The following is a 26,727-nucleotide window of genomic DNA, read 5'->3' as shown; positions in this document are numbered from 1 at the left end:
TTACTGTTTTTTTACGTTGTTATTAATGATCTCCTGGAAAGCGTTCAGAATATTGTTCCAGTTTGTCGTAAAGTTCGGCATGATCATGCTTGCATCCGTTTTGCTGCCTTCATTCGGGCCCTTCTTTATGTTGATGGAAGTGCTTACATTGTCATACAGTTTTTTTCTGTCTTCCTGTATTCTTCTGAAATTATTCTGGGAAAGCATCTGATTAAGTTTTTTCAGATCTTCATCTGAAATTTTGAAATCCTGTTTTTGCTTTTTTCCCTGGCCTTCAAAAGAATAATGGGCACTGTTGCCTTTGATCAGCAGGTTTTCATATACGGGAGCAAGCCCTCCGCTTTTGGAATAGCTGATATCAAAATCCGAATATACTTTCTGACTGTTACACGAAACTAATACTATGACCGCGAATAAGATCCCTAATATTTTGTTCATAATTTTTTACTTACTTTAATGATTTGAATCCTTTTGTTCTAATTTTTTAGCCTTAAGTTCTTCATCATAATTGTGGAGTACATTGAAGTCTTCTGTCTGCTCAATGGCAGTCATGATCTTCAATAAAATTTCCGGCGCTTTTTCATTGTCGTAATCGATGTCCAGAGGTGCTTTGAATTCCATGGTAGGTTTTACGCCTGTTACCTTTACACGGAGACCTTTCTTGTCAAATGCCCTTCTGAAACCGTTGATCTTGATAGGGATCACGATTGGACGCTGATTTTTAACCAGTTTGGCCGTTCCTCTTCTTCCCTGTGCAAAAGCAGACGTAGTACCCTGAGGGAAAGTAGCTACCCAGCCGTTGTCCAGAGCTTTCATAATATTATCAACTTCGGTAAGATCTACCATTCTGTTGACGTTTTTACCCTCTGCCCTCCAGGTTCTTTTTACCGTTACAGCACCGGCGATCTTGAAGATCTTCGGAAGAATCCCTTTATTCATGGTTTCTTCTGCTGCTACATAGTAAAAATCGATCTTGGGGTTAAGCAGGTAGATCGGGTTTTTAATCGTATCCAGATAACCGTTGTTTACAGCACAGAATGCATGATACATTGCTGCTACATCTGCAAAGTAGGTCTGATGGTTACATACAAAAAGCACGTTGGAATCCGGAAGATCCACAAGGTGTTCTGTACCGGTTATCTTCAGTTTATTAAAGCCGTTGAACCTTCTGTAGGATACAATTCCTAAAATAAAAATGATAAACCTTTTTAAAAAATAAGGTGTTCCGAATGCATCGGTGAAAATATTTTTCTTCGCCATCTCTCAATTAAACACGGTAGTGCAAAGTTACATTTTTTTCAGCAACTGGCTAAACTCGCTCAATATCATTGCTGTAGCCCCCCAGATAATATATCCGTTGAAATTAATGACCGGAACTTCATGCCCGGCAGCACCCGGAAGTGCCATCATTTCCGGATTATCCGGAAGACTTAAGAAAGAAGTGATAGGAAATTCTATAGTTTCTACCGCCTCGCTCTGCTGAAGAACGAAAAGCGGATTCTTTTTAGTATACGAAATATAGGGATAAACGTAAAAATTACTCGGCGGGATGTAGATCGGAGACATTTCCCTGATCACCCTGATGTAATGCTTGTCTATACCGATCTCTTCCGAAGTTTCACGGACTGCGGTTTCAGCAAAATCTCTATCCATTTCCTCGCGTTTGCCGCCGGGTAAGGAGATCTGTCCGCTGTGTCTGTCATGTTCGTTGATGGTTCTTTGGATCAGGGGGAAATACCATTCATTGTCTTTCAGATAAAGGACAATATTTACCGCTGCAAATTTTGGGTTTTTCGCTAGTATTTCATCGTAGGTAAATACCGGGCGGGAAGGCAGTGAAAATACCCCGTGAGCATGTATTCCGGGTAGTTCTACATTCGTTATTTTTCTCAATAAATCTTTTCCAAAACTTTCCATAGCTCAAATTTAGCAATATATACTGAAGAAAAGAATAGGCGTTAACATTAATTAACCATTCAGAAAGATTTAAAAATTTAAAAATTCAAAGATTTAAAAATTCAGGGTTGAGAAAATGATTATTTTTTTTATTTCATAAAATTAGAGTTATTTTATATATTGATGTGGAAATCACGATGATAGCGTACCGTGTTTTCACGTAACTGAAACACGTTACACAGAGAAAAAGGTAAACAGTTACAACCGGAACGGTAAACAGTGATTTTTAAAATTTACACTTTAGCAGTGGTTTCTCGCTTGGGTTAAGCGTATACCTTTGTCATACTATTAACCAATTAATTTTACCAAAATGAAAAACTTTATCACAGGTGTATTTACACTAATGGCCATGAGTTTCGGCTTCGCACAATCAAACATTGATCTTACTGCCCAGATTGGAAACTTGAACGTTGCTACTGTTAGCCAGACAGGGCTTTTAAACATCAACTCTTTAACACAGGATGGAAACCGTAATACGGCAGATATCGATCAGGTAGGTGTTCTCAATATTAATACGGCTGAAAGTATCGGAAACAGAAACTCAATAGACGTAGATCAAGCCGGAATAGGTAATACCAATGATGTAAGCCAGACAGGAAACAGAAACTCTGCAACAACCTGGCAGTTGGGAGCATTAAACTCCACAGAACAGACTCAGATCGGAAGAAGAAATGAAACGTCTTCTTTACAGCTGGGAATAGGAAATGCAGTAGTACAATATCAGGATGGAAGAAGAAATGATGCTTCAGCTATTCAGTTAGGTAACGGAAATGATGCTTATCAGATTCAGCTTGGAAGAAGAAATGATGCAAGCGGTCTTCAGGTAGGTAACGATAACCTTTTAGTGCAATATCAGGATGGTAATGATAACAGTGCAACACACGATCAGGGAGGTAACAACAATATTGCTGCTTCTGTTCAGGTAGGTGATGACAACACTGCTCTGGGAGTTCAGATTGGAAACGGTAACCAATTGTACCAAGTTCAGTTAGGTGATTCCAACACAGCGATTGATGTTCAGATGGGTAACAATAACTTTACATGGGTAGCTCAAAGCGGAGATTCTCACATCCACGTAGGAACTCAGATGGGTAACGGAAACTCAATGATCGTTAACCAATCCAACTAATTCATGTACTGTAATCAAGCATAAAAGGAGAGGCTGCGGTTTTCTCCTTTTTTAAGCTTTTAATGATAAACATACCCGGAAACCGTGATTTTATATTTGTACCTGCTGGGTGTGTTTTTCCAAATACTCTATTCATGTACCTTTATTAAAAATTAAGACCATGTTGAAACTCGGGTGGGGTGCCTTTACACTTTTCGCAGGACTGTTTGTGCAGGCACAGCAGGTAGACTGGGATAAGCTCAACAGCAGGACGGTTCTAGATCTTATGGCAAGACAGCAGACAGAGCAGGGGCTTTATGGCTCCAGCGTTCTCCAGATAGGAGATAACAATAGCGCGGAACTTTCTCTTAATGATAAGACCAATATTGCCATTCAGCAACTGGGAGACTTCAATACACTTTTTTTCATTAATTCATTTACAAATCAAGAAACCAAAACTGCCGTTACCGCTCAGGGAAATAACAATATTATTGATATTACCGGAAGCAACAGCATCTCAGACGGAATGCAGATCAGTGTAAAAGGTGACAACAAAACCATTTTCATGAGAAATTATTAAAACACACATGATGAAATTTTTATATTCCTTAAATCTGTGCACTTTATTTATCTTCCTGTCTGCGACGGTTGATGGGCAGGAAGATAAAAAAGTGAACGCAAGGATTGAAAAAAGCATCCTCGAAAATCAGATTAATCTCAAAGCCGTTGTTACCAATAATACTGCCGTATACAAAGAGCTGAACTATCTTTTGATTTCCATTAAAAAGGGAAATACCGGCAATCTCTCCAATAACCAGCAAAGCGGTAAATTTTCCATCAATCCCAATGAAGTAAAGGTTTTATCTGAGATCAATGTGAATCTTGAACCGAAAGATGCTCTGAAAGCTTTCCTCTACGTAAAAGATGAAGAAACCCAGAAAATGATCGCGAAAGACAGTCTTGAAATCAATACCGATCTGTTCAAAAAGAAAACAGCCAAAGTAGAAGAAGATGCCGTCTTTGAACTGAAAGGACTCACCATTGACGAAACCAAAACAAAGGTCGGGAAAGACTTTTATGATCTTTTTTATATGCAGTACAGCCAGATTCCTGATAAAAGCAGTGGTGCAGTGACTATTTCCGAACTTCCACTCCGCGGGACCAGTGGCCAGATCAACATCCAGATTGATGATAAAGTGATTTACAGTTTTATGACCAACCCAAGCGAAGATTACCTGAAAGAACAGCTGGCAGCCAGCTTGAAATATATCAAAGAATTTAATGCAAAGAAAAACCTCATTAAAAATGAATTCATCTACTAAAAACGTCCGCCATGAAAACTTTTATCATTATTTTGACCTTTATTGCGGGTATTTTCTCCGGAAAATCTCAGCAGCTCGTTTATAAGCCCATCAATCCGGCATTCGGAGGAGATACGTTTAACTATCAGTGGCTTTTAAGTTCAGCAAATGCCCAAAATCAGTTTGATGAAAAAGATGATTACAGCAGTTTGCTCGATAACGTTAATTCTCTAGACAGTTTCAGTCAGAGCCTCAACAGGCAGGTGCTGAGCGAGCTGTCCAGAAAATTGTTTGAAGATCAGTTCGGGGAGGGCAGCCTGAAGCCCGGGAATTATCTTTTCGGTTCGCTTTATCTGCAGATTACCACTACAGCCCAGGGACTTTTGATCAATATTTTGGATACCAGTTCAGGTGATCAGTCCGAGATCGTCATTCCAAAATAAAAAATAACTAAAAACCAGACTTACCATGAGAACTTACACTTACACCAGAATTTTTTTCTGTACGTTCCTGCTGTGTGTAATGCAGGCCTGCAGTTCGATACTGGGTCTTCCTTCCGATCCTGAAAGATCCACTATGGGAGAGCTTACTCCCTCTACCGCGGAATTGAAAAACCTTCCGCTTCCCAAAGAAAAAATAGTCATCGGCGTCTACAAATTCAGAGACCAGACCGGCCAGTATAAACCGTCTGAAAACGGAAACAACTGGAGTACGGCTGTTCCGCAGGGAACTACTACGATTCTGATCAAAGCACTGGAAGACAGCCGGTGGTTTATCCCCATTGAAAGGGAAAATATCGCCAATCTTTTAAACGAAAGACAGATTATCCGGTCCACCAGACAGGAATACAATAAAGAAGCTGATAAAAACAGCCAATCCCTTCCGCCACTTCTTTATGCAGGAATTCTTCTCGAAGGCGGCGTGATCTCTTATGACAGCAATGTCATGACCGGAGGCCTCGGTGCGAGATACTTCGGAATAGGCGCTTCTACACAGTACCGCCAGGACAGAATTACCATTTATCTGCGGGCTGTTTCCACGCTGAACGGTGAAATTCTAAAAACTGTTTATATTTCCAAAACCATACTTTCCACCAGCGTCAACGGAAGTTTTTTCAGATATATTGATACGGAAAGACTTCTGGAAGCTGAAGTTGGACTTACTCAAAATGAACCGGTACAGCTTGCTGTCACCGAAGCCATCGAAAAAGCGGTAAGATCCTTAATCGTCGAAGGGATCAGGGATAAGATATGGGGAAAAGCATCTGAGAATTTAACGGGTTATCAGTCTTTAATCAATGATTATAACAAAGAACAGGAAGATAATGTAGGCAGAACGGTTGGTAATAAGTTTCCGGAAAATTACAGACAGAAAATGTCCGTTTTTGCGAATGTGGAAGCTCAGAAAATCAAAGATGACTACGTAAATCCTAAAATGAATGCAGGTGGAAAACTGGGAATGAAATACTTTATAAGTCCCAATTTCAATATTGAAACCAGCGTTGGTTATTTCACTTTAGAGAATAAAAATATTATTAAAAGAAGCTATGTAGTTCCCGAGCTTAATCTGGAGTTTCTACTGTTCCCAAAATACAGATTCAGTCCTTATGTTTATGGCGGCGCGGGAGCTATGTTTTCAAAATACAAACCTCAGTACAAGGGGCAGGTTGGCGGCGGACTGGAATACATGATCGGTAATAATACCGCAATCCGGGCTTCCTCACAGTATGATATCGGTTTTAAAGATAACTGGGAAGGTTTGGTCAATGGAAAAAGAAAAGACCAGGCACTCCGCTTTGCACTTGGAATCAATTTTTACCTTGGAAACAAATAAAAACATGAACTATGAAAACTTTAATCAAAATACTCAGCATATTGATCCTTACTTTTTGTCTGTTTTCATGCAGTGAAGATCTTGTGGACCAGGCTCAGACAGGAATATTGAAAGGAAAAGTTGTAAAAAGAGGTACCAATGTGCCCATTCCTAATGTGAAAATTTTTACAGCACCCACTACACAGACGGTTTTCAGCGGGACAGACGGTACATTCGAAATTGCTGCCATGCCGCTTGGAAATTATTCTGTGAAAGCAGAACTGTCCGGCTATATTACCACTTTTCAGGGTGTTAATATGCAAACCCAAAACCAGGTAGTCACCGTGGTTTTTGAAATGGACGATGATGAATCACTTAATTCTCCTCCCTCAGCACCGCAGCTGCTAAGTCCGGTAGATAATGCGGTGAACCAGCCTTTGAACGTCGAACTGACGTGGACTGCTACAGATACTGATACGGCTGATGTTTTAAAATATAGTTTAACAATTAAAAATAACCTCGATACTCATGTGATTCAGGTTAATGATTTGACGGTGAAGCATTATTCGCTTTCAAATTTGAAGTTTGGTGTTAGTTACTTCTGGCAGGTGTCTGTTTCGGACGGCATTCACCCGCCAGTTTTAAGTTCAATCAGTAAATTTACCACCAATACGGTTCCGGCCAACCGTTACCATTATGTACAGAAACAGAACGGTAATTTTGTGATCATGTCTACGGATGGACAAGGAAACAGTTTTCAACTGACCAATTCGTCCTATAACAGCTGGAGGCCGAGAAAAAATAACAATGCAGGACTGATTGCATTTCTACGGACCGAAGGTGGAAGTACCCATATTTACACGGTAAACCCAGACGGATCCAATCCTTTTAAAGTAACCACAGTACCGGCTGCTGGTTTTAATAATTATGAAATGGATTTCGCATGGAGTACCAACGGCCAGGAAATTCTCTATTCCAATTTTAATAAATTATACAGAATTAATAAAGACGGAAGTGGCCTTGCGCTGGTATACACAACTCCGGACGGCAGTATGATCTCCGAATGTGACTGGAGCTACGACGGCAGCAGAATCGCTTTAAAAACGAATGATTTTAACGGGTACAATACGAAGATCTACATCATTGATATGATGGGAAGTGTTTTAAAAACTATTCTGACAGGATCAGCAGGAGCCTCAGGCGGACTTAATTTCTCGGTAGACGGACAAATGCTCGTATACACAAGAGATCTGTCAGGATACCTGGATGGCAGCGGCAATTACCGCCAGCTCGATTCTCATATTTTTATCTATAATATAACGACCGACACTATATATGATATTTCTGCAGAAAGCGAAAAACCACTCGGAACCAACGATCTTGATCCAAGGTTTTCTCCGAACAATGCCCAGATTATCTTTATGAACACCTCCAACGATAATATTTCTCAGAAAAATGTAATGGCTATTGATCTCAACAGTACCATGACCGATCTTTCGAGAGCATCTCTCTTCAGTAACGGGGAAATGCCGGATTATGAGTAGTGATGCGAGGTCCGAGTTTGAGAGTAGGAGGGTTTTAGGGTGCGGGATACGTGATTCGGGTTGAAGTATTTTTAGAGTTATAGGAGTGGAGACTATATCAAATGATGACAGTATCTGGTGGCTGAGGTTGCCGAAGCCACCAGTACTATAATACCAATGTCTGAAATCTAGTATCTTGGCTCTTGAATCTACCATTCACCATTCACTTGTGAAGCAAAATTTACTAGAGCGTTTCAGCTCCAAAAAAAATCCAAACCGAAGGTTTGGATTTTTTTTGGAGCTGAAACGAAATGGTTTTCATCAATCAATAATGTGGTTTTCTAAGGCATATTTTACGATTCCTACGGAATTTTTTGCGTTTAATTTGAGGAGAATTCTTTTGCGGTGGGTTTCTACGGTATTGATACTGATAAAAAGTTTTTCAGAAATATCTTTGCTGCTGAAGCCGTCGCATATCAGTTTAAGGATCTCCATTTCTCTGCGTGTGAGAGGTTCTTTGATGTGAGGATTGGGTTTTCCTTCCTCACTGCTGATAAAGTTGATCATTCTTTCTTTTGCGTTGTCGCAGATATAGATCTCATTCAAGAGCAGTGCATTGATGGATTTCAGGAATTCATCGTATCTGCTGTTTTTGTCAAGATAGCTCTTTATACCTTTGTTAAAAAGCTTCCGGATATCAATCATATCATAACTATTGCCTATGACAATAATCTTGATTTTTTTGTCTTTTGAGGTGATGTCTTCTACAAGTCTGAAAATATCGGTAAGCATCAGCATATTGGAGCTTATGACCAGGATTTCAGGGGGATCTTCTTTTAATTGTTCAAATAAGGGTTCATAAGAATTACAAATGTCAATCGTGTTAAAAATTTTGCTCTGTGAGAGCAGTTTTGATAAACCTTCTGTATACAGTAATGGCTCATCAAAAATGGTTAATCTCGGTTTCATCATGGTTAGTTTTGTTTATATAAAAATATAAAAAAAACTTTACATTTTACATAAAAATAACAATTAATTGTAATTTTTTACACAATAAATGATTGTAAAATTGAAATTTTATTGATTATTTGATAAATAATTCTCTTATTGTGGAATTTTGAATCTGAATTTTAGAGTTATTGTAGTTAATATGTTGTATTAGTGAATGTTTTGGTGGTGTTTAGTCTAAAATAAAAATTATTTAACTAACACGGTAGGGATATGTTTCACCGGAAAATTCACCGAACGGGCAATAAAACAAAACTGACCTGCTTTATGATGCAGCTCCTTCGCTTTTTCAATCATGGATTCTTCCGTAACAATTACAGTAGGATATAATGCAACTGAGGTGAAATTCCCACTCCCATCGGCTGATTCAGTCATAATTCCGGTAGCTTCATCGGTGTAATCGGTGACAATGATGCCTTCCTCAGAACAGAAATGAAGATACCAGAGCATATGGCAGGAGGAAAGGGAAGAAAGAAACAAATCTTCAGGATTGTGTTTGGTCTTATCTCCACGGAAGGCGGGATCAGAAGAGCCTTCAATAACGGCTTTGTTTTCAATATGGATGGTATGACTCCTTTCGTAGTTTCTATAGCTACTGGTGCCTGTTCCTTTGTTTCCTGTCCATTGAATGGTTGCTTTGTAGTGATGTTCCTTGCTCATTATTGTAAAGTATTGTAGTTATGTATTGTTGCGAAATGATTTTTATTGTCGTGGTTGTTCTTGCCAAATAAAGCGGTACCCTGAATTTACTAAAGTTTGTATGTCCCAGTCTCTTTTCAGTTGAATGATCTGGTCTGGCATTGAAGCTATAAAAATTGCCAATCCTGAAATAATAATAGCCAGTCCCCAGATGATACTATTTAAAACTTTTGGGATTTTTATAGCAAAGAGGTATTTATTGATCAGAAATAAAATCAATGTCCAAAGTAAAAGATGGATAAAAAAGTCTGCTAGAAATTCGATGATGAAAATCTGATAAGATAATGAAGTATGCCATCCATCCGCAATGAAAGGAAAAGGAAACCCCGACATGGATGTGTTGCCAGCATCCACCGGAAGTACGAGCCACCGCTTTGTAAAAAGTGTCATAGCAATGATGGTTAATGGAACTGATTGTAATAGTAAACGTTTCATCGGCTCATTTTAAAAGCAATTTAACGAAAAAACCTCCAGCATAGAGCCGGAGGTTTAAATTTTGTCTTAATTAGAAAATTCTATCAATTCTTCTTTCTTCGAATTGTAAATTTTATATTCTAAATATTTAAAAGAATCCCTTGGGATGATGGTTACCCATTTTTTGTATTTAATGAACCATTTCATCTGGATACTTTTGATGCCTTTGGTAAGGTAGGCTTCCACGAAAGGGTGTACATGCAGGAAAATCTTTCCTTTCTCTTTCTGCAGGATGCTTCTGAGCGTTTCACCCATTCTTTCCACGATTACGATCGGAGCTACGATTTCTCCGTCTTTGTTCGGGTTTTCTTCTTTGGTTTCAATCTGTTTTTCCGGGCGGTTTCTTTGTCTGGTGATCTGAATCAGTCCAAACTTGCTCGGAGGAAGAATTTTGTGGCGAGCTTTGTCGCGCTTCATTTCTTCTTTCAGGTGTTCGTAGAGATCCCTTCTGTGGTCGGGATTCTGCATATCGATGAAGTCGATTACAATGATGCCTCCCATATCCCGGAGACGAAGCTGTCTGGCGATTTCGGTGGCTGCCATCTTGTTCACTTTCAGAGCGTGTTCTTTGTTTACGGCAGTTCCGGTAGTGATATTGTTTCCGGAGTTGACGTCAACGACGTGAAGAGCTTCTGTGTGTTCAATAACGAGGTAAGCACCTTTTGAACTTGGAATATTAACGTGTTTACCAAAACTCTGTTTGAGTTGTTTTTCAACGTTGTAATATTCGAGAAGAGGAATGTGGGAATTGTAAAACTGAACAATATTCTTTTTTTCAGGGGCTATGACCTCCACATAGTTGGTCATTTCGTCTACCATTTGCTCATCGTCACAGATGATGCTCACGAAATCCTGGTTGAAATTGTCCCTTAAAATAGCTGAAGCTTTGTCTTCTTCGCTTAAAACTCTGGCCGGAACCTTACTTTTCTGAATGTTTTTGAATGTAGTTTCCCATTTCTGGATCAGCTGATTCATGTCATTGTGAAGGTCTGCTACTTTTTTTCCTTCCGCTACTGTTCTTATGATGACTCCAAAACCTTCTGGTTTGATGCTGTCGATAAGGGTTTTCAGTCTTTCTTTTTCCTCAGTGGTTCTGATTTTTTTGGAAATGGAAACTTTGTTGTCGAAAGGGATCAGGACCAGAAAACGTCCTGTCAAAGAAACCTGGGTAGAGATCCTGGGACCTTTTGTAGAAATGGGTTCTTTGGTGATCTGAAGCAGAACGAGATCGTCTTTGGCAATGACTTTGTCTACGGTTCCGTTTTTGTCTATTTCGGGTTGTATCTCGAAATTTTTTAAGCTTGAAGTGCTCTGTTTTTTAGAAATAGTATCTTTTAAAAACTTTCTGTAGGTAAGATACTGTGGTCCCAGATCCTGATAATGCAGGAATGCATCCTTATCGTACCCGATATTTACGAATGCTGCATTCAGGTTAGGTGCCAGTTTTTTTACTCTTCCTACAAACAGATCTCCAACTATAAATTCGCTTTTGTCCTCTTGCTCATGAAGTTCACATAGTCTTCCGTCTTCCAGCAGTGCAATCTTTGTAAGATCATCTTCATGCGAAACTATTAGTTCTTTCTTCATTTTGTTATAAGATAAAAATTATTAAGATTATAGGGAACTGGCGTATTTTTTAGCAAATAAATAATATTAAATATAAGAATTTTGAACGAAAATGCTCTATCTTTTTAAAAATATCTGCAAAAGCCCATGTTTGCCCCGGAATCTTATAGTTGCAAACAAAAATATAGTCGGTGAACTTTAAATAATTAAAAACACCAACTATATTATTATATTGTAAATCTCGAGAAAAAGAGATTATTTTTTCTTATGTCTGTTTGCTCTTCTTCTTTTCTTTCTCTTGTGAGTTGCAACCTTGTGTCTTTTTCTTTTCTTTCCGCTTGGCATAATTTTAATTTTTTAGTAACTAGTTAATATTCAGTTAATGTTTTATTTTACTGCGACTTTAGTTTTTACTTTCTCAACAAAAGATTTTGAAGGTTTGAAAGCAGGAATGTTATGAGCAGGAATCTCAATTGCAGTGTTCTTAGAAATATTTCTTCCTGTTTTAGCAGCTCTTGTTTTAATGATAAAAGATCCAAAACCTCTCAGATAAACGTTATCCCCATTATACATAGAAGTCCTGATCTCCTGCATAAAAGCTTCTACAACTTTCTGTGTTTCATTCTTTTCTGTTCCCAACTTATTTGAGATGGTGTTTACCAATTCTGCCTTTGTCATTTCCTTTTTTAATTTTAAATTTTAGGTGTGCAAATTTAGTTAAAAAAATTGAATACTAGCAAATTAGTGGCAAAATATTTTTGTTTAAAGAGTTGGAGTTTTCCTGTTTACCCAATATTAATATTACATTAAATCTCTCTACATGCTGGAATTGTAGTAGCCGTTTTCCACGCAGAACCTGATGAGATGCAGTTTTGTTTTAAGTCCCAGTTTTTCCGTCAACCTGTTGATATACGTGTCGATGGTACGTGTACTGAGGTTTAGTTTTTCTGCAATTTCTTTGTTGCTGTAGCCTTCGTAACAGAATTTCATCAGCTGGATTTCGGTAGGATTGAGCTCTTCCTGGCCCTTTTTCTGCCTTTCCATATAGTTTTGCACAGCAAGTGGCTGCTGCTCCCATTCTTTGGAATATTTCTCATAATCGAAGCTGTCTGAAGCAATGCTGCCCTTGATGAGATCTTTGATGATGGTACTCTTTTTTTCGCAGTAATAAACGTTGGGGATTTTTGAAAGGATTTCAGCCATATCTTCCTGATAGGTACTGGAATAAGTAACGATAGGCGTTTCCGTATTGTTTTTCCGGATGTATTTAATGGCTTCTATACCGCTTAAGACAGGCATAAACAGTTCTATGATAAACACATCTTCCTGTCTCCTGTAAATCCTGTTCACAAGCTCATGGCCGTTGTTACAGTCATTCAGAAGCATATAGAAGGGATTTTCCATAAGCGTTTTGATCATGATCTTCTTAAAGTAAAAATCACTGTCTGCTATAGAAAACCTTACTGTGTTTGATAATAATTTACTCACTTTTAATATCGATTTGGTATAAGATATTTAAAATTCAGAGGCCTAATTTAGGAAAAACTAATGAAAGTGGAAATTAAACTTAGGTTAAATAGGGTTTTCCCGAAAATCGCCTGGGGAAAATACGTATTGTACATAAAAATTTTTTTTTATATTTTCACAGGCCAAACAAATCGCAAATATATGTCTTCTAACAGGGAAAAAAAATTAAACAAATCTGACGTCAGAGTAGGCATTTGGAAGTTTATTCTATCATTCGCCGTTCTCTCGGTGGTATCTTTTCTGTGTTTATTTCTCTTTTTTAAAAGCTACAGTATACAACGGGAAGGAATTACCAGACAAGCAGAAGCTTATAAAGAACTGATGCGCCGCGGCGACGTTCTTAGAGATCATGTAGAAAATATCTACAATAAAATGAACCAACTCAATCAGGGCCAGGTAAAAAGTGAAGCCTTCCTTAAAACCAGCATTATGGATGATGTGGCAGATGCAAGAAATGCTATGGGCAAAGACAGCGCTGATAATTTTAAACATTATGCGGTTCTGATGAAACAGATAGGACCGATGCTGAGTTTAAAAAACAATATTCTGGAAGTGGAGTACAATAAAAAGATGGTGGTAAGAGATCTTGATGACTGTTCGCAGAAGATGAAAAATGCCAATAAAGAACTTAAAAAAGATCCTACAAGACATTTTACAGGACCTAGAGGCAGATAATTAATAAAAAAGAAAACATATGCAGGGACATGTTACATTATCCAAAAAAGAAAGGCATTATCAGTTTCTTTATTTAATACTGATGCTTTTAGCCGCTATGATATTCCTCGGGGTCATCTTTTTAAAAGGGTTTGAATCCCCATTTTCAGATGAAGATATCAGAGGAATAGAGAGTATTGAACAGAAAAAAGCGTTCGAAAGCGAACAGAAGCTTTTACAGCCTCTGATGGACAGTGCTTATGTAGGAATCAGCAGAATCCGGGATAAATCTCCGGAACCTTTTGTGGAGGATAATATCTCTCAGAACATCAATGGTCTTGCGAGCTATTTTCATGGCAAAGATGTCGTGGATATCCGTAAAGATGCCTATCCACAGATCGCAAAATTCTACAAAATGTACTTTGATGACAAAAAAATTATTTCTACAACCACAGAAGATGTGAAAAGATTTGAGAAAGAGCTTGATGACTGCAGAATTGGTTTTAAAAATAAGCAGAGCTACATTAATGAAAGAGAAAATGCCAGAAGGGAAAGAACTCAGTAATCAGAGAAATAAACATTAAAGGAATAAAACACATCACAATCACTTAACTATGAATTATTTTCAAAAAAACAAAAAGAACATTATTATCGGTGTTATCGCAACGCTGCTCATTGCGGCTCTCATTGCGCTATGGCTGCAGAAAAAAGTCATCCATTCTGCCGATGATATTGTAGGAATCGTAAGCCCAACTACACTATCTGTAGGAGATACGCTGTTATTTGAGGACCATACCAAATTCGCGAAAACCAAAAGATGGAATTTTGGAGACGGGACAACCTCTGACAAAAGCACAGGGATCCATTTTTACAACAAACCCGGCTATTATCTGATAAGTTTGCTTATTGATAATAAATACACCAAAACGATCCCCGTAATGGTATCTTCAAGAGCCCAGAAGGTAAAAGATACGATAAAGAGCATCACACTGATCGAAGCTCAGTCGGAAGCCAGACAGTATGAAAATGTACAGTTCCGTGCTGTTTCGGATGCGACACGTTTTGCATGGAAATTCGGCGAAACCGGAAATACGGATTCTAAAGAAAAACTGGCATTCTATTCCTACAAAAAACCGGGTGATTACCGTGTGGCACTGTACACAGAGGAAAGCGAAGAGCCTATTTATCACAACATCAGAATTATTCCTGCCTATAATTCTTTAGAAGAGGAGGAGGTACCTGTAGAAGATTCTTACAAACTGATTGACGACGATTTCAAGTACCACCTGCAGCAGATTGCCAACGGAAACAGTTTTAATATGCATTACAACTACCTGTTGAATAAGTATCTGTGTAACAATGAAAATACAGTGGTAAAAGTAAGCGACAGTAAAGCTAACAATTTCTATATGTACTGTGCCGGACTTCAGTTTGATAAAAACGTTGTGATCCAGACTGTAAAAGTAAACTTTGACGACAAGCAGAGCTGTGTAACCAAAGTTGACATCAACCAAAGCAAATAAAAGGATCCGGAGTTCCGGACACACCAATCATTAAAATAAAATAGGATGAAAAATAAATTTCCTCTAGCAGCATATTACATAGGTTTATCGGTATTAATAACGAGTTGTCAGGTGAAGCTGCCATCCAAAAGAACACCAGAGCCTTCTAAATACGGACAGGTAGACAATTCTCCGGTAGTAAACGGATACCCGAAAAAAGCCACTCCCTGGATCGTCATTTCAGACCGGTCAAGAAATACGGCCTATCTCGATAAAAGCGACGAAAAGTCTTACAAAGAAGTGAAGTTCCTTGAACCTTTGATGGTTCTTAAAAATAGAGACGGAATGGTGAAAGTGGCGGAATATGTTCCGGATGCTTTAATGAAAAAAGTTTCGTCTAAATCCATTAAAACCTATGGCTGGATCCCGGAATCAGAACTGCTTTTATGGAACAGTTCTTTAAAAAGCGAAAAGACCGGATATCCGGTAAGAGTAGCCGTAGTTCCGAATAACAGCGAAGTTATCCGAAGTGCGGAAAGATATTACAAGAATGACTCTATCATGGTGTTCAACTCACCAAGTCTTATAGAGACAGCCAATGTGAAAATTCCAAACGGACAGATGGTATACGTCTATAAACAGGCGGAAAATAATAAACGTTTTCTCGTCGGTAAAAAACCTTCCATTGATATGGACAGCATCAGTACCAGCCTTTATGGATGGGTGGATTCCAACGTGATTTCTGCATGGGGCGAGCGTTCTGCAATAAAAATTAAAAATGACACCAAAGTTACCGAGTCTGCTTTAGGAATCCATGAAGGATATCCGGGGGCAGCAGATTCCGAAAGCAGAACAGCTATTCTTCTTACAGATACCCATAAGAGAACACCTCTCGAGAACATCTATCCTGTAAGCCTTGCTTTGAATGAAGCTCCGACACCGGATTCCAAAACAAAATATTTTACCAACATCTTAGACTACAGCAAAAACTATATTTTCAATGTTCTGGGTGAGGAAATTTATTTTGACCGTTACAGAGAGATTACAGAGAGAAATAAAAATATCAATATCGTTTTTGCGCTTGATGTAAGTGCTCCCAATACGCCTTATGCACCTATCGTAAAATCCTTACTTCAGGATCTACAGCTTAGATTTGAAAAACCTTCTTATTTCAATGACGTAAAGTATGGCGTTGTTTTGTATAAAAATAATCCATGTGGAGAAAACGTTTTGGTTTCCAATCTGAACAGGGATTACAGCAAGATCACCACTTTCATTACCGAAAGAACGAATGAAATGAACTGTGCGAGCAACAGCGGATACCAGCCGGTAGGAGAAGCGCTTACTGCTGCAGGAAACCTTCTTTCCAACGTTCCGGATGAAACCAATATCGTAGTGACTGTAGGTACTTCTGCCAACCAGAGCGGAAATATGTACAGCGTGATCAGTTCCCTTACACAGGCGCAGGCCAGACTGATCATGTTCCAGACCAGTGCAAGATCAGCTGATACCTACAATGATTTTGTATTGATGGCTGAAAATGTAGTGACCAATACTGCGAAAAATATTGCTGAACTTAAAAAACAAAAGATCATTAACCAAAATGATGTTCTTACTAAAAATAACTTTAGCCTTGTAGAAGGTGATGCCGGATTCTTCTCTCTGGATTATCCAAAACAGAGTATGTCCCAGGGATTTGTCATTTTCCCTAAAAAAGGTGATGTTGCAACACCCGGTTATTTGAAAAAATCGGTAGACAGTCTTATTGCACAGGTTACTCTGGACAATCAAACCATTGACAAATCACTGAATGAATATTTCCACTCTTCTGTAGGAGCGGGAAGAACAGATGTAGATCTTAAATACAAATATCTGTTTCCGGGCCTTACCAATCCGGTTTCTGCGGGAATTGCAGCACAGCTTATCAACTACGGAAATCCATTCCTGGTAAAAGGATATATCCCTAAAGAATTGAAAGAGGTAAAACCGAATATTGAGAAAGGGATTCTTATCTCTGAAACAGAATATGACAACCTGAAGAATTTCTATACAGAAGTTCATCTTAAGACGCAACCTGAAAGAGCGGACTTTAACCAGGCTACAGCAATTAAAGAGTATATCAGGATCCTTAAAAAGTATAATCCTACTTTAACATTCCTTGATAAATCTGAACTGTATGAAAAGCCAATGTCTTATGCAGTAGGATTAAGTACAGGGTTTGACAATTCTGAAGAAGAGCTGATGTCAAAATACAAGCTTAAAGGCTGGAAGAAACCTAAAATCGTTTTAAAAGAAACGGTAAGAAAGTATTTCAAGGATTATAAATTACTGGCAGAGAGAATGCTTTCCCACAGAAACAATCCTGCAGTGAAGATTCAGCAGAACGGACAGACATTCTATTGGCTTAATGAATACTTTATGCCAACCACTCAGATTATTGAAGAGCCGGAATACACAAAGCATTAATCAGTCACTAATTTGATGATATCAAAAGCAGGAGTTTTACTTCTGCTTTTTTTGTGAGAAGATAGAGTCAAGATTTTAGACATCAGATACCAGATTTCAGACATGAGATTTTTAAAGGTCGGGGGGGAAGTGTCAATGGTGAATTTGCTTCGCTAGTGAATAGTGAATTTAAGAAACAAGAGCCAAGAAACGTCAGTTCGACGAAGTCAATCAAGATTTTAGACATCAGATTTCAGATATGTTTCGGGATGCGAGTTCCGGGTTCCGAGATTGGATCCAGCAACTAACAACTCCCTTACTCTAAAATCCTCAAACTCTCCGACTCTCAAACCCGAAAACTCGAAACTAATAACTACAAAAAAATCTTAAACACTAAAGATATTTGATCCTTCAACCCGGTATCTCCAAGCCTCGCATATCGTCTTCCCAAACCCTACCTATTTCTCAATGAAGTGTAAAATGTCCTTGTTTTCATTGAAATACAGATACTTGGAAAGTGGCTTCCAGTAACCATTTGGAAATATTCTTAAATCCATAGTCGTAGAATTACTACAAAAAATCGTAGAACTACTACAAAATATGAGATTTCTATTCAAATCCTTTTGGAATCGAAATAAGGGTTCTATATTTGTTAAACAATCACACCACATCACAAAATATTAATAACGGTTAAAATTTACCTAACATGGCGGGAAATTCAAGAGGAATCTTAAAATTCAATGGCGGAGAAGGGCAGAAATTATTGAAACTGAATTACAGTGTATCCAGATCGACAGACGTTTCAGGACGTGTGGCATCAGATCCTTCCAATGCACAGATTAAAATTACAGTAGAAGCTACTGAAAAATCTGACATTCTGGAAAGTTTGCTGAACGGAAAGTATAAACCTACCACTGGAGAAGTAACCTTTAACAAATCTCATGAAGAAGGAACACTGATCACTCTGAACTGGAAAAACGGTTATGTAGTCCAGCATCAGGTAAGTTTCGATGCCATAGACGAAAACAGCATGCTGATCAGTTTCGTTGTAAGTGCAGAAACTATTGACTACGGCAACTCCGAATTTAACGGATTATGGCCATCTAATTAAGACACACTATTACACATCAACATTCATAGAAAAAGACTGTCCCTTAAAAGGCAGTCTTTTTTGCCTAAAACGCTTTAGATGATGTCTTTACGCAATAGAAATAGATAATTCTGAGATGATTCTGTATAGAAAAATGGTAAACTCAAATAAAAACACAACCAAAAAACTTATTACTTCTCTAATCAAAGAATTAACTATCTTTAACCCTACCTACATTTTGTATAAAAAAGATATATTTGTACAAATGTATCTTTTCACAGATAACACCAAATCATCTGATAAAACTAAAAAGAACACAGACATATTAATATTAGAAAAATTATAAATGGGAGTACTAGTAACCAACGAAACAGTAAAGCAGCTATTTCATATTGCTCAGTCGATAGCGAAGGAAAATTATAATGCAACCTACGGTGGGCCACATATTTTACAGGCCTTAATGCATAAAGATATCGGCCTTAATGAATTCCTGAAAAGTATTGATAAAGATCCCGGCTATTTTTATGAGTGGGCAGATGTCCGCATTGAAGACTATCCAAAAACGGCCCATCTTCCGGATGAGGTGCGTGCGGATGAAGCTGTAGATACCCTTACTGAAGAAGCAGACGATATCCGTCTGAAACTGGGACTGGATGAGATTACCCCGATCTGTATCCTTACCGCTATTGTAAAACCTCAGGTTGTTTTTTCGCTGCAGCAGCTAAAATCACTTCCACTGAGAGAACATGAAATTTTCAATTTATATAGAAAAGATACCCCTTTCGCAGTATCCGAAGATGGTGATTTTGCCTCGCTTTTCTCCAATGGATCAGATTTCACAGATTCGTCATTTCCCTCTATTAAAAGCTATTGTGTAGACAGAACAGCACAGGCCAGAAAAGGAGATCTTGAAAATATTATAGGAAGAGACAAAGAGCTTAGGATGCTTGTGGAAATCCTTTGCAGAAGAAGCAAACCGAATGTCATCATCATCGGTGAACCGGGAGTAGGGAAAACAGCCCTGGTAGAAGGTTTTGCTACAGAAATTACCAAAGGAAATGTTCCCGAAATGCTTAAAAATGCAACCCTTCTTGAATTGGACACGGGAGCATTATTAGCCGGAACCTCTTACAAAGGTGAAATTGAAGACCGCCTGAAAAAAGTCATCAATGAATGCAAGAAAATTGAAAAAGCAGTTCTTTTCATTGACGAAATTCATACCCTGCTAGATCCCAAAGGAAGCATAGGAAACGTAGCCAATCTTCTTAAGCCTGAACTGGCAAGAGGCGAGATTACCGTAATCGGAGCTACCACACAGGAAGAATATAGAAAAATCATCGAGCCGGAACAGGCTTTCAACCGTCGTTTCGAAGTGTTGACCGTAAATGAACCGGATGAGCAGACTTGCGTAAAAATGATTGACGTTCTTCTTGACGGCTACAAAAAACACCACGGCATCGAAGTGGAAAAAACTTCTATTCCTGAATGTGTACGTTTAGCAAAAAGATATGCAAAAGGTAAAAAATTACCCGATGCTGCTATTGACCTGTTAGACAGAACCATGGCCGCAATTAAAATGTTGGATGAACTTTCAGAAAAAGAACTCGCAAGCTGGAAAGAAACCTATGAAACCATTTTAAAAGAAGAATTTACCGACACCAAGGATCAGGCTAATGAACTGATCTGGAACTATAATCTTCTTAGAGATAAAATAAGTCCGATTCTTTGGGGATCATTAAGCGAACAGCCGGTTATTGATAATTCCATGCCGGTGGATCAGATCCATAAAATCATTGATGATACTTATGCAGAGCTTTTACAGCATGCTGCTAAAAAAAGAGAAAAAGTAGACCGTCTGGAACTCGCAGCAGTGATGGCGGCAAAAACCAATATCCCAATCGGGAAAATCCAGGCTCAGGAAAAAGAAAAGCTTCTGAACATGGAATCTATGTTACTGAACAGAGTGGTAGGGCAGGATCATGCCTTAAAAATTCTTTCAGATGCCATAGTTGAAAACCGAAGCGGACTGAACAAACCGGGGCAGCCTATCGGATCATTCTTCCTTCTGGGACCTACAGGAACCGGAAAAACAGAGTTGGCAAAATCCATGGCAGAGCTTCTTTTCAATGATGAGAAAGCGATGGTTCGTTTTGATATGTCCGAATTTAAAGAAGAGCATTCCGCTGCCTTACTGTACGGAGCGCCTCCGGGATATGTAGGATATGAGGAAGGAGGAATGTTGGTGAATAAAATCAGACAGCAGCCGTATACCGTTGTTTTGTTTGACGAAATTGAAAAAGCCCACCATTCTGTTTTTGATGTATTCCTACAGATCATGGATGAAGGAAAAGTTCATGATAAACTGGGGAAAGAAGGAGACTTCAGTAATGCGATTATATTATTTACTTCAAATATCGGAAGCGAAGAAATCGTAAAGCAGTTTGAAGAAGGGAAAGTTCCGGAATCATCCTCATTGATGCAGATCATGTCCAATTCAGGAAGATTCAGACCGGAGTTTTTAGCGAGGATTACAGAGATTATTCCTTTTGCTCCAATCACCGAATCTATTGCAGAAAGAATCTTCAATATCCAGCTTAAATCCCTTCATACTTCACTTACGAGATTGGGAATGGCCTTAAAAATTTCAGACGAAGCAGTGAAAAACCTTGCATTAGGAGGATTCAGCAGCAAGTATGGAGCGAGACAGATCTCAGGAGTGATTCGCGCCCAGCTGGCAAGACCTATTTCTAAAATGATCGTCAGAGAAGAAGTGAAATCCGGGCAGACCATTCATGTAGATTGGAATAATGAAGAAGATAAACTGAGCTGGAAAGTAGAAGATTAACCATAAAACATGCGAAGCTGGTTGGTTGATGAACTGATCAGCTTTCTTTATGATAACCATTAAGGAATTAAAATGAAAACCGTATTCAAAAATATCATTACAGGACTGATGCTCGCAGGGACTTTTGTCATGGTGAACGGACAGTTTCTTGCCGCCTCCGATACTTCGGAAGCCAGTGTGAGAAAGTACAAGAACATCATCAATGGCAATAAAGAAGTCGTTGAGTTCATCGAACATGCATTGATAGAAAAAGGCGTACCGAAACACTTGAGGAATCTGGCTTTAATAGAATCCCATTTTAACAGAAATATTACTTCAGGAGCCGGAGCAGTGGGAATGTGGCAGTTTATGACCGCGCACGCCAACCAGTACGGCCTTACAGAGCAGGAACGCACAGACGTATATAAAAGTACTAAGACTGCTGCAATTTCCCTGGCGAATCTTTATAAAAAATACGGTGACTGGATCACGGTGGTAGCCGCTTATAACTGCGGTGAAGGAAATATTGCCAAAGCTATGCAGGCCGCAGGCTCTACACAGTACCATATTTATTCCAAATATCTTCCGGGAGAAACTATCAATCATGTTAAAAAATACCTGAATGCCTGTTATGCGACCGGTGAGCTGGATGGTGTTTTAAATAACTACAATTCCTCACGACTGAATAAAGTTTTCTTTACAGAAGCCGGAAGCAATAGAAATAACGGGGTGTCTCTTCAGGAAACCGAAATCAATGCAGGATTTAATCTGGATGTGATTGCCCGCGAACTGAATGTACAATTGAATGAAATCCTTGCCTGGAACCCGGGAATTGTGGAAGAACTTCAGAAAAAAGGGGAGAGTCAACTTTTTCTTCCTACCGATCTCATGCCGGATTTTCTGCTGAAAAAAAATAAAATTCTTTTCCGTTCTATAAAAGAAGGAGGAAAAGCTCAGCAATAAGTTTCACACTATTGAAAATGAAAAAACCGTCTTTTTAATGGCGGTTTTTTTATGTCCCGATGTCGAAATTTCAGAAGCATAAAAATGTTTTTAATGTATGTTAAATAGCCTTTAATTTGTCTTAAAAATCCTTAATATTTCTCATTTAAGTGTAAAAAAATAAGTAAAACAGGTTTTTGTGTTTTGTTTTAACTATTTTAAATTCAATTAATTAAATGGTATACTTAAATCTATTGTCGTAGAATTACTACATCAAATCGTAGAATTACTACAAATTTTTAAATTTATATCCAAAAGCTTTTTTTTCAAAATACGTCGTTATATATTTGCTCTGTAATCAATCACCAAATCACAAAATATTAACAGTTAAAATTTACAAATCATGGCAGCAAATTCAAGAGGAATCTTAAAATTCAACGGAGGAGAAGAGCAAAAATTATTAAAGCTTAACTACAGCGTTTCCAGATCTACAGATGTATCAGGACGTGTAGCATCAGATCCTTCAAACGCACTGATCAAAGTAACAGTAGAAGCTACTGAAAAATCTGACATCTTAGAAAGCTTACTGAACGGAAAGTACAAGCCTACAACAGGTGAAGTAACTTTCAACAAGTCTCATGAAGAAGGTACCCTGACTACTCTGAAGTGGGAAAATGGATACGTAATTCAGCACGAAGTAGACTTCGATGCAGTAGACGAAAACAGTATGCTGATCAGTTTCGTAATCAGTGCTGAGGTTATTACGCTTGGTAACTCTGAGTACAGAGGAATGTGGCCTTCATCTGGTCATTAATTTGAACAATCATCTTAGTAAAAATAAATTGGTGCAGGATAGTGTATTCGTAAGAATATGCTATCCTGTTTTTGCCGTTTTTGGAACATTATCCCCAAAATACTGATCCTGGCGAAGTTCTTATATCAGAAGTCAATTCATATAAGAATGGAGAAACTGCCTTCCAGTGCTGTATGCTTCCGGAAGTTATTCAAAATTACTATATAGTTTAAGCAAAAAAAACACACACTATGTTTAAGGATGATCAATCGATAAAAGTAAAAGGCCCAAAAAGCAGTATCAAAGATACAGCGGTAACAGAACAGTTGAAAAATGCTGAAGATATTGCTGTCCAGAAAGTAGAAGACAGGCTTCAGAAAGCTGACGAGGCCGTAAAAAAATCAGCAAAAAAAGCACAGGAAATATATTCGGGAACAGCACAGAGCTCCGGAATGTTTATGAACCAGACCTTAGTTCCGAATAATCCTTCCGTTACTGAAAACAAAGTATGGTCAAAACAGCCTACTTCAAAGATACACAACGCTCAGGCTATTCCTGAAAGCATTATCGCCGGAATCAACCGTGTGGTGAAGCTTGATGTTGTGATAGAAGGCCAGGTGATTAATCATTTCAAGCATTTTAAGCTCGTACAGAGCGCTTCCAGACACCATGAATTCAGTTTGACACTTCCTCACGATAGTTTGGGTAGTGCAGAAAATCATAATCTTCAGGAAGCACAGAACTTTTTAGGAAAGAGAATTACAGTCGTATTTAAATATAAAGATATTGAACAAGGACCTGAACGGAATTTTGTGGGAGTGATTACAGAAGTAGGATTCAGTCAGGAAAAAGGAAATCTGGGAAATATCGTTCTTACAGGCTTCAGTCCGACAGTTCTGTTGGATGCGGCGCCTCATATTCAAAGCTTCGGAGGCGGACAGGAGGTGAGCTTAAACAGCATTGCTGATCATGTCATAAGAGAAGGTTTAGGACAGAATAAGTTCGATTTCCGGGTAGACGCCCAGCATGGAAATGTTCCTTACAGTTCTCAATACGAAGAAACCCACTATAACTATCTGGCGAGAATTGCTGAAGCCTATGGTGAGCAGTTTTATTATGACGGTGAAGTCTTGCATTTCGGAAAACTTCCGCCACAGGAAAAACCTGTTAAACTTACGTATGGTAGCAGTGTAAGCGATATTGCGATCAAAATGAAAGCTCAGCATGTCAGTCCTAGTTTTTATGGCTACAACAGCAGTAAAAATGAGAAGCTGATCACAGGAAATTCAAAAATCAGTCATACGTCTGATATTGCGAAACGGGCTTATGACATATCAGAAAAAACCTTTAAAACCCCTTCTTTGAGAGTGGCGCCTATCAAGGCAACATCCTTTATGGATATCGATGCTTCTCAGAAAGGAACAGCGGGAAGTAAGGCTTCGGAGGTTTTCATCACCTCAGGATCTACAACGGTTCCATTTCTGTATCCGGGATGTACTGCAGACATCGAGATGCGTAAAGCAGATACCAACGATACGTCTTATTTTACCAAATTAATGATTATTGGCGTTACCCATGAGGTAGATGCAAGAGGTTATTACGACGGAACTTTTGAAGCTATAGCGGCAGATACTGGATTTATTCCCCGTCCTGAGTTTGAAAACCCAAAAGCAGAGGCTCAATTCGCCAAAGTTATTTCAAATACAGACCCTTTGAATCAGGGAAGAGTGAAAGTGCAGTTTGACTGGCAGAGCGGACAGGATACCACAGAATTTATCCGCGTGATGTCTCCGGATGCAGGAAGCAGCGATAAAGTCAATAAAAACCGTGGTTTTATGTCAGTTCCCGAAGTGGAGGATCAGGTGATTATCAATTTTGTTCACCAGCATCCCGATCGTCCTTTTGTGATGGGAGGAATGTTCCATGGAAATATTGGGGCTGGTGGTGGTGCCGGAAATAATGTGATGAGTTTAAGCAGTAAAAGTGGGAATATTATCCAATTCCATGATGGATGCGGGATTGAAATTAAAGACCGTAACGGAAATCATGTAACATTAAGCGGAACCGGAGATATCAATACTTTTGTAAGCAATAACAGCACAGAAGATATAGGGAATAATCTTACCATAAATGTTGAGACAAATACGACCATCAATGTAGGAAAAGGAAAATCCAAAATTACGATGGATAATGCTGGGAAAATTAATATTAATAGTGCAACGGAAATAAAATTGGAGACGGGGAAAAGTTCTATTACAATGAAAGAAGATGGGACTATAGATATTAATGGCAAAAAAATTAACATTTTAGGTGAAGATGTTTTGCTTGGAGGTTCAAAACTAGCTACTGTAGGCTCAAGTGCTGAAGGTAAGGTTGAGATAACCGGAGGAACGGCCGTTACAGTAAAAGCGACTCAAGTTGATATTAATTAAATATGGGATTCAAAACATACGAAATAAAAAAAGGAGATACGCTCGTTACTATAGCCAAAGAATTTGGATTAACAATAAATGAATTGTTAGACTTTCATAATTCTCATGCTATTTTGACACAGCAAATTTTTAGCACCCATATTCCTTTTCATATTAAAGAATTGTTTACCCCTGCCAAAAAAGAAGAAATAAAAAAGAAGTCATTTGAACAAATAGATTTTCAGCAGAAAGCCAGGTATCGTTGTGAACAAATAAATACATCAAAGTTTAATAATAATTTAGTCTATTATCTTAACCAAAGATTTCAGTATGTATTAAAATTAAATGTAGAAGAAGAAATAGGTTTTGTTAAATTAGAAGATTATAGCAAAGAATCATCTCCTAAAACGTTAGAAGAAGTTTTCGATTTTATTGAAGAAACAGAGAAAATAAAAAATAATGTCTTTTTTTCTTTAAATAAATTAGGAAAAATTCAAAAAATTCTGAACAAAAAAGAGATGCAAAAAGATTGGAAAAAATTTAAGGCAACAAAATTTTTTGAAATGCCTTTTATTCAAAGCCTGCAGAAAAATAACCCAAAAGCTGTAGATGAATTATTAATGATGGCTGATAGTCAATTTTCTGAAAATGCATCAAATGAAGAAGAGTATTGGAGAAATTTTTTTTATTTTTCATGTTTTGATCAATACTTATACAGCAAAGATAATTTCGAGACTGTAGATTTCGATTTTGTGTCTACCATACTCCCACCATTGATCTTACCCCTGAAGATCAGATATGATAAAGTAGAAGAGAGAAACGGAATTTTGACTGTTCGAAAAATAGCTGAAGTGAGCATTTCAGATTCTCTAAAAAAAGAAATGAAAGATAAATACAATGAAATTCACAAAAGCATTGTAAAATATGAGTTTACAGAGTATAAAATTATTTTTAGATCTACTATAGAGATTGATATACATAGCGGTCTTATCTTGAGTGGAAAAGTAGTTTTAAAAGAAGAAGTTTCAGACAATGTTGAAAACGAATGTATTTATACAATTAAAAAGTTAGAAAATTTTACCCCATAATTTA

25 protein-coding genes are annotated in these 26,727 nt (G+C 38.1%); 16 read left to right on the top strand and 9 right to left on the bottom strand.

Features of this window, described 5'->3' with window-relative positions; all coding sequences use genetic code 11:
• The 3 genes from IW22_RS16425 to IW22_RS16415 are packed head-to-tail and all read right to left on the bottom strand — an operon-like array spanning position 1 to position 1,917.
• Complete coding sequence (locus tag IW22_RS16425; protein ID WP_034728537.1) at positions 1 to 438, bottom strand: hypothetical protein; 438 nt, start codon at positions 436 to 438, stop codon at positions 1 to 3.
• A 15-nt stretch (positions 439 to 453) separates the two neighbouring features.
• A complete protein-coding gene (locus IW22_RS16420) occupies positions 454 to 1,260 on the bottom strand; it encodes a lysophospholipid acyltransferase family protein (RefSeq protein ID WP_034728536.1) in 807 nt (268 codons plus the stop codon).
• A 27-nt stretch (positions 1,261 to 1,287) separates the two neighbouring features.
• Positions 1,288 to 1,917: an NUDIX hydrolase gene (locus IW22_RS16415; protein WP_034728533.1), complete on the bottom strand. Its 630-nt coding sequence runs from the start codon at positions 1,915 to 1,917 to the stop codon at positions 1,288 to 1,290.
• A gap of 349 nt (positions 1,918 to 2,266) precedes the next feature.
• On the opposite strand from IW22_RS16415, the gene IW22_RS16410 reads away from it, so the two are divergent.
• The 6 genes from IW22_RS16410 to IW22_RS16385 all read left to right on the top strand — a co-directional run bounded on the left by IW22_RS16410 (position 2,267) and on the right by IW22_RS16385 (position 7,721).
• Complete coding sequence (locus tag IW22_RS16410) at positions 2,267 to 3,085, top strand: hypothetical protein (protein WP_034728530.1); 819 nt, start codon at positions 2,267 to 2,269, stop codon at positions 3,083 to 3,085.
• 160 nt (positions 3,086 to 3,245) lie between these two features.
• Positions 3,246 to 3,644 (top strand): hypothetical protein, encoded by a 399-nt coding sequence (locus tag IW22_RS16405; protein WP_034728528.1) that lies wholly within the window; start codon positions 3,246 to 3,248, stop codon positions 3,642 to 3,644.
• Positions 3,645 to 3,651: 7 nt separating this feature from the next.
• Positions 3,652 to 4,386, top strand: a complete 735-nt coding sequence (locus tag IW22_RS16400) for a curli production assembly/transport protein CsgE (protein ID WP_228384057.1) — start codon at positions 3,652 to 3,654, stop codon at positions 4,384 to 4,386.
• Positions 4,387 to 4,397: 11 nt separating this feature from the next.
• Entirely contained in the window at positions 4,398 to 4,808 is a 411-nt protein-coding gene (locus IW22_RS16395; RefSeq protein WP_034728526.1) for a curli production assembly/transport component CsgF, read from the top strand.
• A gap of 25 nt (positions 4,809 to 4,833) precedes the next feature.
• Complete coding sequence (locus IW22_RS16390; RefSeq protein WP_051891275.1) at positions 4,834 to 6,198, top strand: CsgG/HfaB family protein; 1,365 nt, start codon at positions 4,834 to 4,836, stop codon at positions 6,196 to 6,198.
• An 11-nt stretch (positions 6,199 to 6,209) separates the two neighbouring features.
• The gene (locus IW22_RS16385) at positions 6,210 to 7,721 is read left to right on the top strand and encodes a carboxypeptidase-like regulatory domain-containing protein (protein ID WP_034728522.1); all 1,512 of its coding nucleotides are present in this window, start codon (positions 6,210 to 6,212) and stop codon (positions 7,719 to 7,721) included.
• Between the two features lie 300 nt (positions 7,722 to 8,021).
• Here IW22_RS16385 and IW22_RS16380 read toward each other — a convergent pair whose 3' ends face one another.
• The 6 genes from IW22_RS16380 to IW22_RS16355 form a co-directional block, all read right to left on the bottom strand.
• Positions 8,022 to 8,672 (bottom strand): response regulator transcription factor, encoded by a 651-nt coding sequence (locus tag IW22_RS16380; RefSeq protein WP_228384056.1) that lies wholly within the window; start codon positions 8,670 to 8,672, stop codon positions 8,022 to 8,024.
• Between the two features lie 225 nt (positions 8,673 to 8,897).
• Positions 8,898 to 9,368 carry an OsmC family protein gene (locus IW22_RS16375; protein ID WP_034728520.1) on the bottom strand — a complete coding sequence of 157 codons (471 nt, stop codon included), beginning with the start codon at positions 9,366 to 9,368 and terminating at the stop codon, positions 8,898 to 8,900.
• 42 nt (positions 9,369 to 9,410) lie between these two features.
• On the bottom strand, positions 9,411 to 9,842 hold the full coding sequence (locus IW22_RS16370; RefSeq protein WP_034728519.1) for a hypothetical protein: 432 nt from the start codon (positions 9,840 to 9,842) through the stop codon (positions 9,411 to 9,413).
• A 66-nt stretch (positions 9,843 to 9,908) separates the two neighbouring features.
• Positions 9,909 to 11,468: a ribonuclease E/G gene (locus tag IW22_RS16365; RefSeq protein ID WP_034728517.1), complete on the bottom strand. Its 1,560-nt coding sequence runs from the start codon at positions 11,466 to 11,468 to the stop codon at positions 9,909 to 9,911.
• A gap of 366 nt (positions 11,469 to 11,834) precedes the next feature.
• Positions 11,835 to 12,125 (bottom strand): HU family DNA-binding protein, encoded by a 291-nt coding sequence (locus tag IW22_RS16360; protein ID WP_002984212.1) that lies wholly within the window; start codon positions 12,123 to 12,125, stop codon positions 11,835 to 11,837.
• Positions 12,126 to 12,263: 138 nt separating this feature from the next.
• Positions 12,264 to 12,935: a response regulator transcription factor gene (locus IW22_RS16355; RefSeq protein WP_034728515.1), complete on the bottom strand. Its 672-nt coding sequence runs from the start codon at positions 12,933 to 12,935 to the stop codon at positions 12,264 to 12,266.
• A gap of 180 nt (positions 12,936 to 13,115) precedes the next feature.
• Between IW22_RS16355 and tssO the strand changes: the two genes are divergently transcribed.
• The 10 genes from tssO to IW22_RS16300 all read left to right on the top strand — a co-directional run bounded on the left by tssO (position 13,116) and on the right by IW22_RS16300 (position 26,723).
• Positions 13,116 to 13,649, top strand: a complete 534-nt coding sequence (gene tssO, locus IW22_RS16350; protein ID WP_034728512.1) for a type VI secretion system TssO — start codon at positions 13,116 to 13,118, stop codon at positions 13,647 to 13,649.
• A 19-nt stretch (positions 13,650 to 13,668) separates the two neighbouring features.
• Complete coding sequence (locus IW22_RS16345) at positions 13,669 to 14,193, top strand: type VI secretion system transmembrane protein TssO (protein WP_034728509.1); 525 nt, start codon at positions 13,669 to 13,671, stop codon at positions 14,191 to 14,193.
• Between the two features lie 49 nt (positions 14,194 to 14,242).
• Positions 14,243 to 15,151, top strand: a complete 909-nt coding sequence (locus tag IW22_RS16340; protein ID WP_034728506.1) for a PKD domain-containing protein — start codon at positions 14,243 to 14,245, stop codon at positions 15,149 to 15,151.
• Positions 15,152 to 15,196: 45 nt separating this feature from the next.
• Positions 15,197 to 17,596, top strand: coding sequence for a type VI secretion system protein TssR domain-containing protein (gene tssR / locus IW22_RS16335; protein WP_034728504.1), 2,400 nt, complete (start codon positions 15,197 to 15,199; stop codon positions 17,594 to 17,596).
• Between the two features lie 685 nt (positions 17,597 to 18,281).
• Complete coding sequence (tssD, locus tag IW22_RS16330) at positions 18,282 to 18,686, top strand: type VI secretion system tube protein TssD (protein ID WP_034728501.1); 405 nt, start codon at positions 18,282 to 18,284, stop codon at positions 18,684 to 18,686.
• Between the two features lie 325 nt (positions 18,687 to 19,011).
• Entirely contained in the window at positions 19,012 to 21,510 is a 2,499-nt protein-coding gene (locus IW22_RS16320; RefSeq protein WP_034728493.1) for an ATP-dependent Clp protease ATP-binding subunit, read from the top strand.
• Between the two features lie 72 nt (positions 21,511 to 21,582).
• Positions 21,583 to 22,452: a lytic transglycosylase domain-containing protein gene (locus tag IW22_RS16315; RefSeq protein ID WP_034728490.1), complete on the top strand. Its 870-nt coding sequence runs from the start codon at positions 21,583 to 21,585 to the stop codon at positions 22,450 to 22,452.
• A gap of 382 nt (positions 22,453 to 22,834) precedes the next feature.
• Positions 22,835 to 23,245 carry a type VI secretion system tube protein TssD gene (gene tssD / locus IW22_RS16310; RefSeq protein WP_175548869.1) on the top strand — a complete coding sequence of 137 codons (411 nt, stop codon included), beginning with the start codon at positions 22,835 to 22,837 and terminating at the stop codon, positions 23,243 to 23,245.
• Positions 23,246 to 23,475: 230 nt separating this feature from the next.
• Positions 23,476 to 25,656, top strand: coding sequence for a type VI secretion system Vgr family protein (locus tag IW22_RS16305; protein WP_034728487.1), 2,181 nt, complete (start codon positions 23,476 to 23,478; stop codon positions 25,654 to 25,656).
• Between the two features lie 2 nt (positions 25,657 to 25,658).
• On the top strand, positions 25,659 to 26,723 hold the full coding sequence (locus IW22_RS16300; protein WP_034728484.1) for a LysM peptidoglycan-binding domain-containing protein: 1,065 nt from the start codon (positions 25,659 to 25,661) through the stop codon (positions 26,721 to 26,723).
• Positions 26,724 to 26,727 lie beyond the last annotated feature (4 nt).

The sequence above is a fragment of the Chryseobacterium sp. JM1 genome, assembly GCF_000737715.1.
Classification (GTDB): Bacteria; Bacteroidota; Bacteroidia; order Flavobacteriales; family Weeksellaceae; genus Chryseobacterium.
This window is presented reverse-complemented; position numbering and strand designations above follow the sequence as displayed.

Coding starts and splice junctions, on each gene's coding strand:
- IW22_RS16425 (WP_034728537.1), bottom strand. CDS start 438: ATGAACAAAATATTAGGGATCTTATTCGCGGTCATAGTATTAGTTTCG.
- tssO (WP_034728512.1), top strand. CDS start 13,116: ATGTCTTCTAACAGGGAAAAAAAATTAAACAAATCTGACGTCAGAGTA.
- tssR (WP_034728504.1), top strand. CDS start 15,197: ATGAAAAATAAATTTCCTCTAGCAGCATATTACATAGGTTTATCGGTA.
- IW22_RS16365 (WP_034728517.1), bottom strand. CDS start 11,468: ATGAAGAAAGAACTAATAGTTTCGCATGAAGATGATCTTACAAAGATT.
- tssD (WP_034728501.1), top strand. CDS start 18,282: ATGGCGGGAAATTCAAGAGGAATCTTAAAATTCAATGGCGGAGAAGGG.
- tssD (WP_175548869.1), top strand. CDS start 22,835: ATGGCAGCAAATTCAAGAGGAATCTTAAAATTCAACGGAGGAGAAGAG.
- IW22_RS16315 (WP_034728490.1), top strand. CDS start 21,583: ATGAAAACCGTATTCAAAAATATCATTACAGGACTGATGCTCGCAGGG.
- IW22_RS16385 (WP_034728522.1), top strand. CDS start 6,210: ATGAAAACTTTAATCAAAATACTCAGCATATTGATCCTTACTTTTTGT.
- IW22_RS16370 (WP_034728519.1), bottom strand. CDS start 9,842: ATGAAACGTTTACTATTACAATCAGTTCCATTAACCATCATTGCTATG.
- IW22_RS16345 (WP_034728509.1), top strand. CDS start 13,669: ATGCAGGGACATGTTACATTATCCAAAAAAGAAAGGCATTATCAGTTT.
- IW22_RS16305 (WP_034728487.1), top strand. CDS start 23,476: ATGTTTAAGGATGATCAATCGATAAAAGTAAAAGGCCCAAAAAGCAGT.
- IW22_RS16395 (WP_034728526.1), top strand. CDS start 4,398: ATGAAAACTTTTATCATTATTTTGACCTTTATTGCGGGTATTTTCTCC.
- IW22_RS16415 (WP_034728533.1), bottom strand. CDS start 1,917: ATGGAAAGTTTTGGAAAAGATTTATTGAGAAAAATAACGAATGTAGAA.
- IW22_RS16390 (WP_051891275.1), top strand. CDS start 4,834: ATGAGAACTTACACTTACACCAGAATTTTTTTCTGTACGTTCCTGCTG.
- IW22_RS16405 (WP_034728528.1), top strand. CDS start 3,246: ATGTTGAAACTCGGGTGGGGTGCCTTTACACTTTTCGCAGGACTGTTT.
- IW22_RS16300 (WP_034728484.1), top strand. CDS start 25,659: ATGGGATTCAAAACATACGAAATAAAAAAAGGAGATACGCTCGTTACT.
- IW22_RS16340 (WP_034728506.1), top strand. CDS start 14,243: ATGAATTATTTTCAAAAAAACAAAAAGAACATTATTATCGGTGTTATC.
- IW22_RS16320 (WP_034728493.1), top strand. CDS start 19,012: ATGGGAGTACTAGTAACCAACGAAACAGTAAAGCAGCTATTTCATATT.
- IW22_RS16360 (WP_002984212.1), bottom strand. CDS start 12,125: ATGACAAAGGCAGAATTGGTAAACACCATCTCAAATAAGTTGGGAACA.
- IW22_RS16400 (WP_228384057.1), top strand. CDS start 3,652: ATGATGAAATTTTTATATTCCTTAAATCTGTGCACTTTATTTATCTTC.
- IW22_RS16420 (WP_034728536.1), bottom strand. CDS start 1,260: ATGGCGAAGAAAAATATTTTCACCGATGCATTCGGAACACCTTATTTT.
- IW22_RS16410 (WP_034728530.1), top strand. CDS start 2,267: ATGAAAAACTTTATCACAGGTGTATTTACACTAATGGCCATGAGTTTC.
- IW22_RS16380 (WP_228384056.1), bottom strand. CDS start 8,672: ATGATGAAACCGAGATTAACCATTTTTGATGAGCCATTACTGTATACA.
- IW22_RS16375 (WP_034728520.1), bottom strand. CDS start 9,368: ATGAGCAAGGAACATCACTACAAAGCAACCATTCAATGGACAGGAAAC.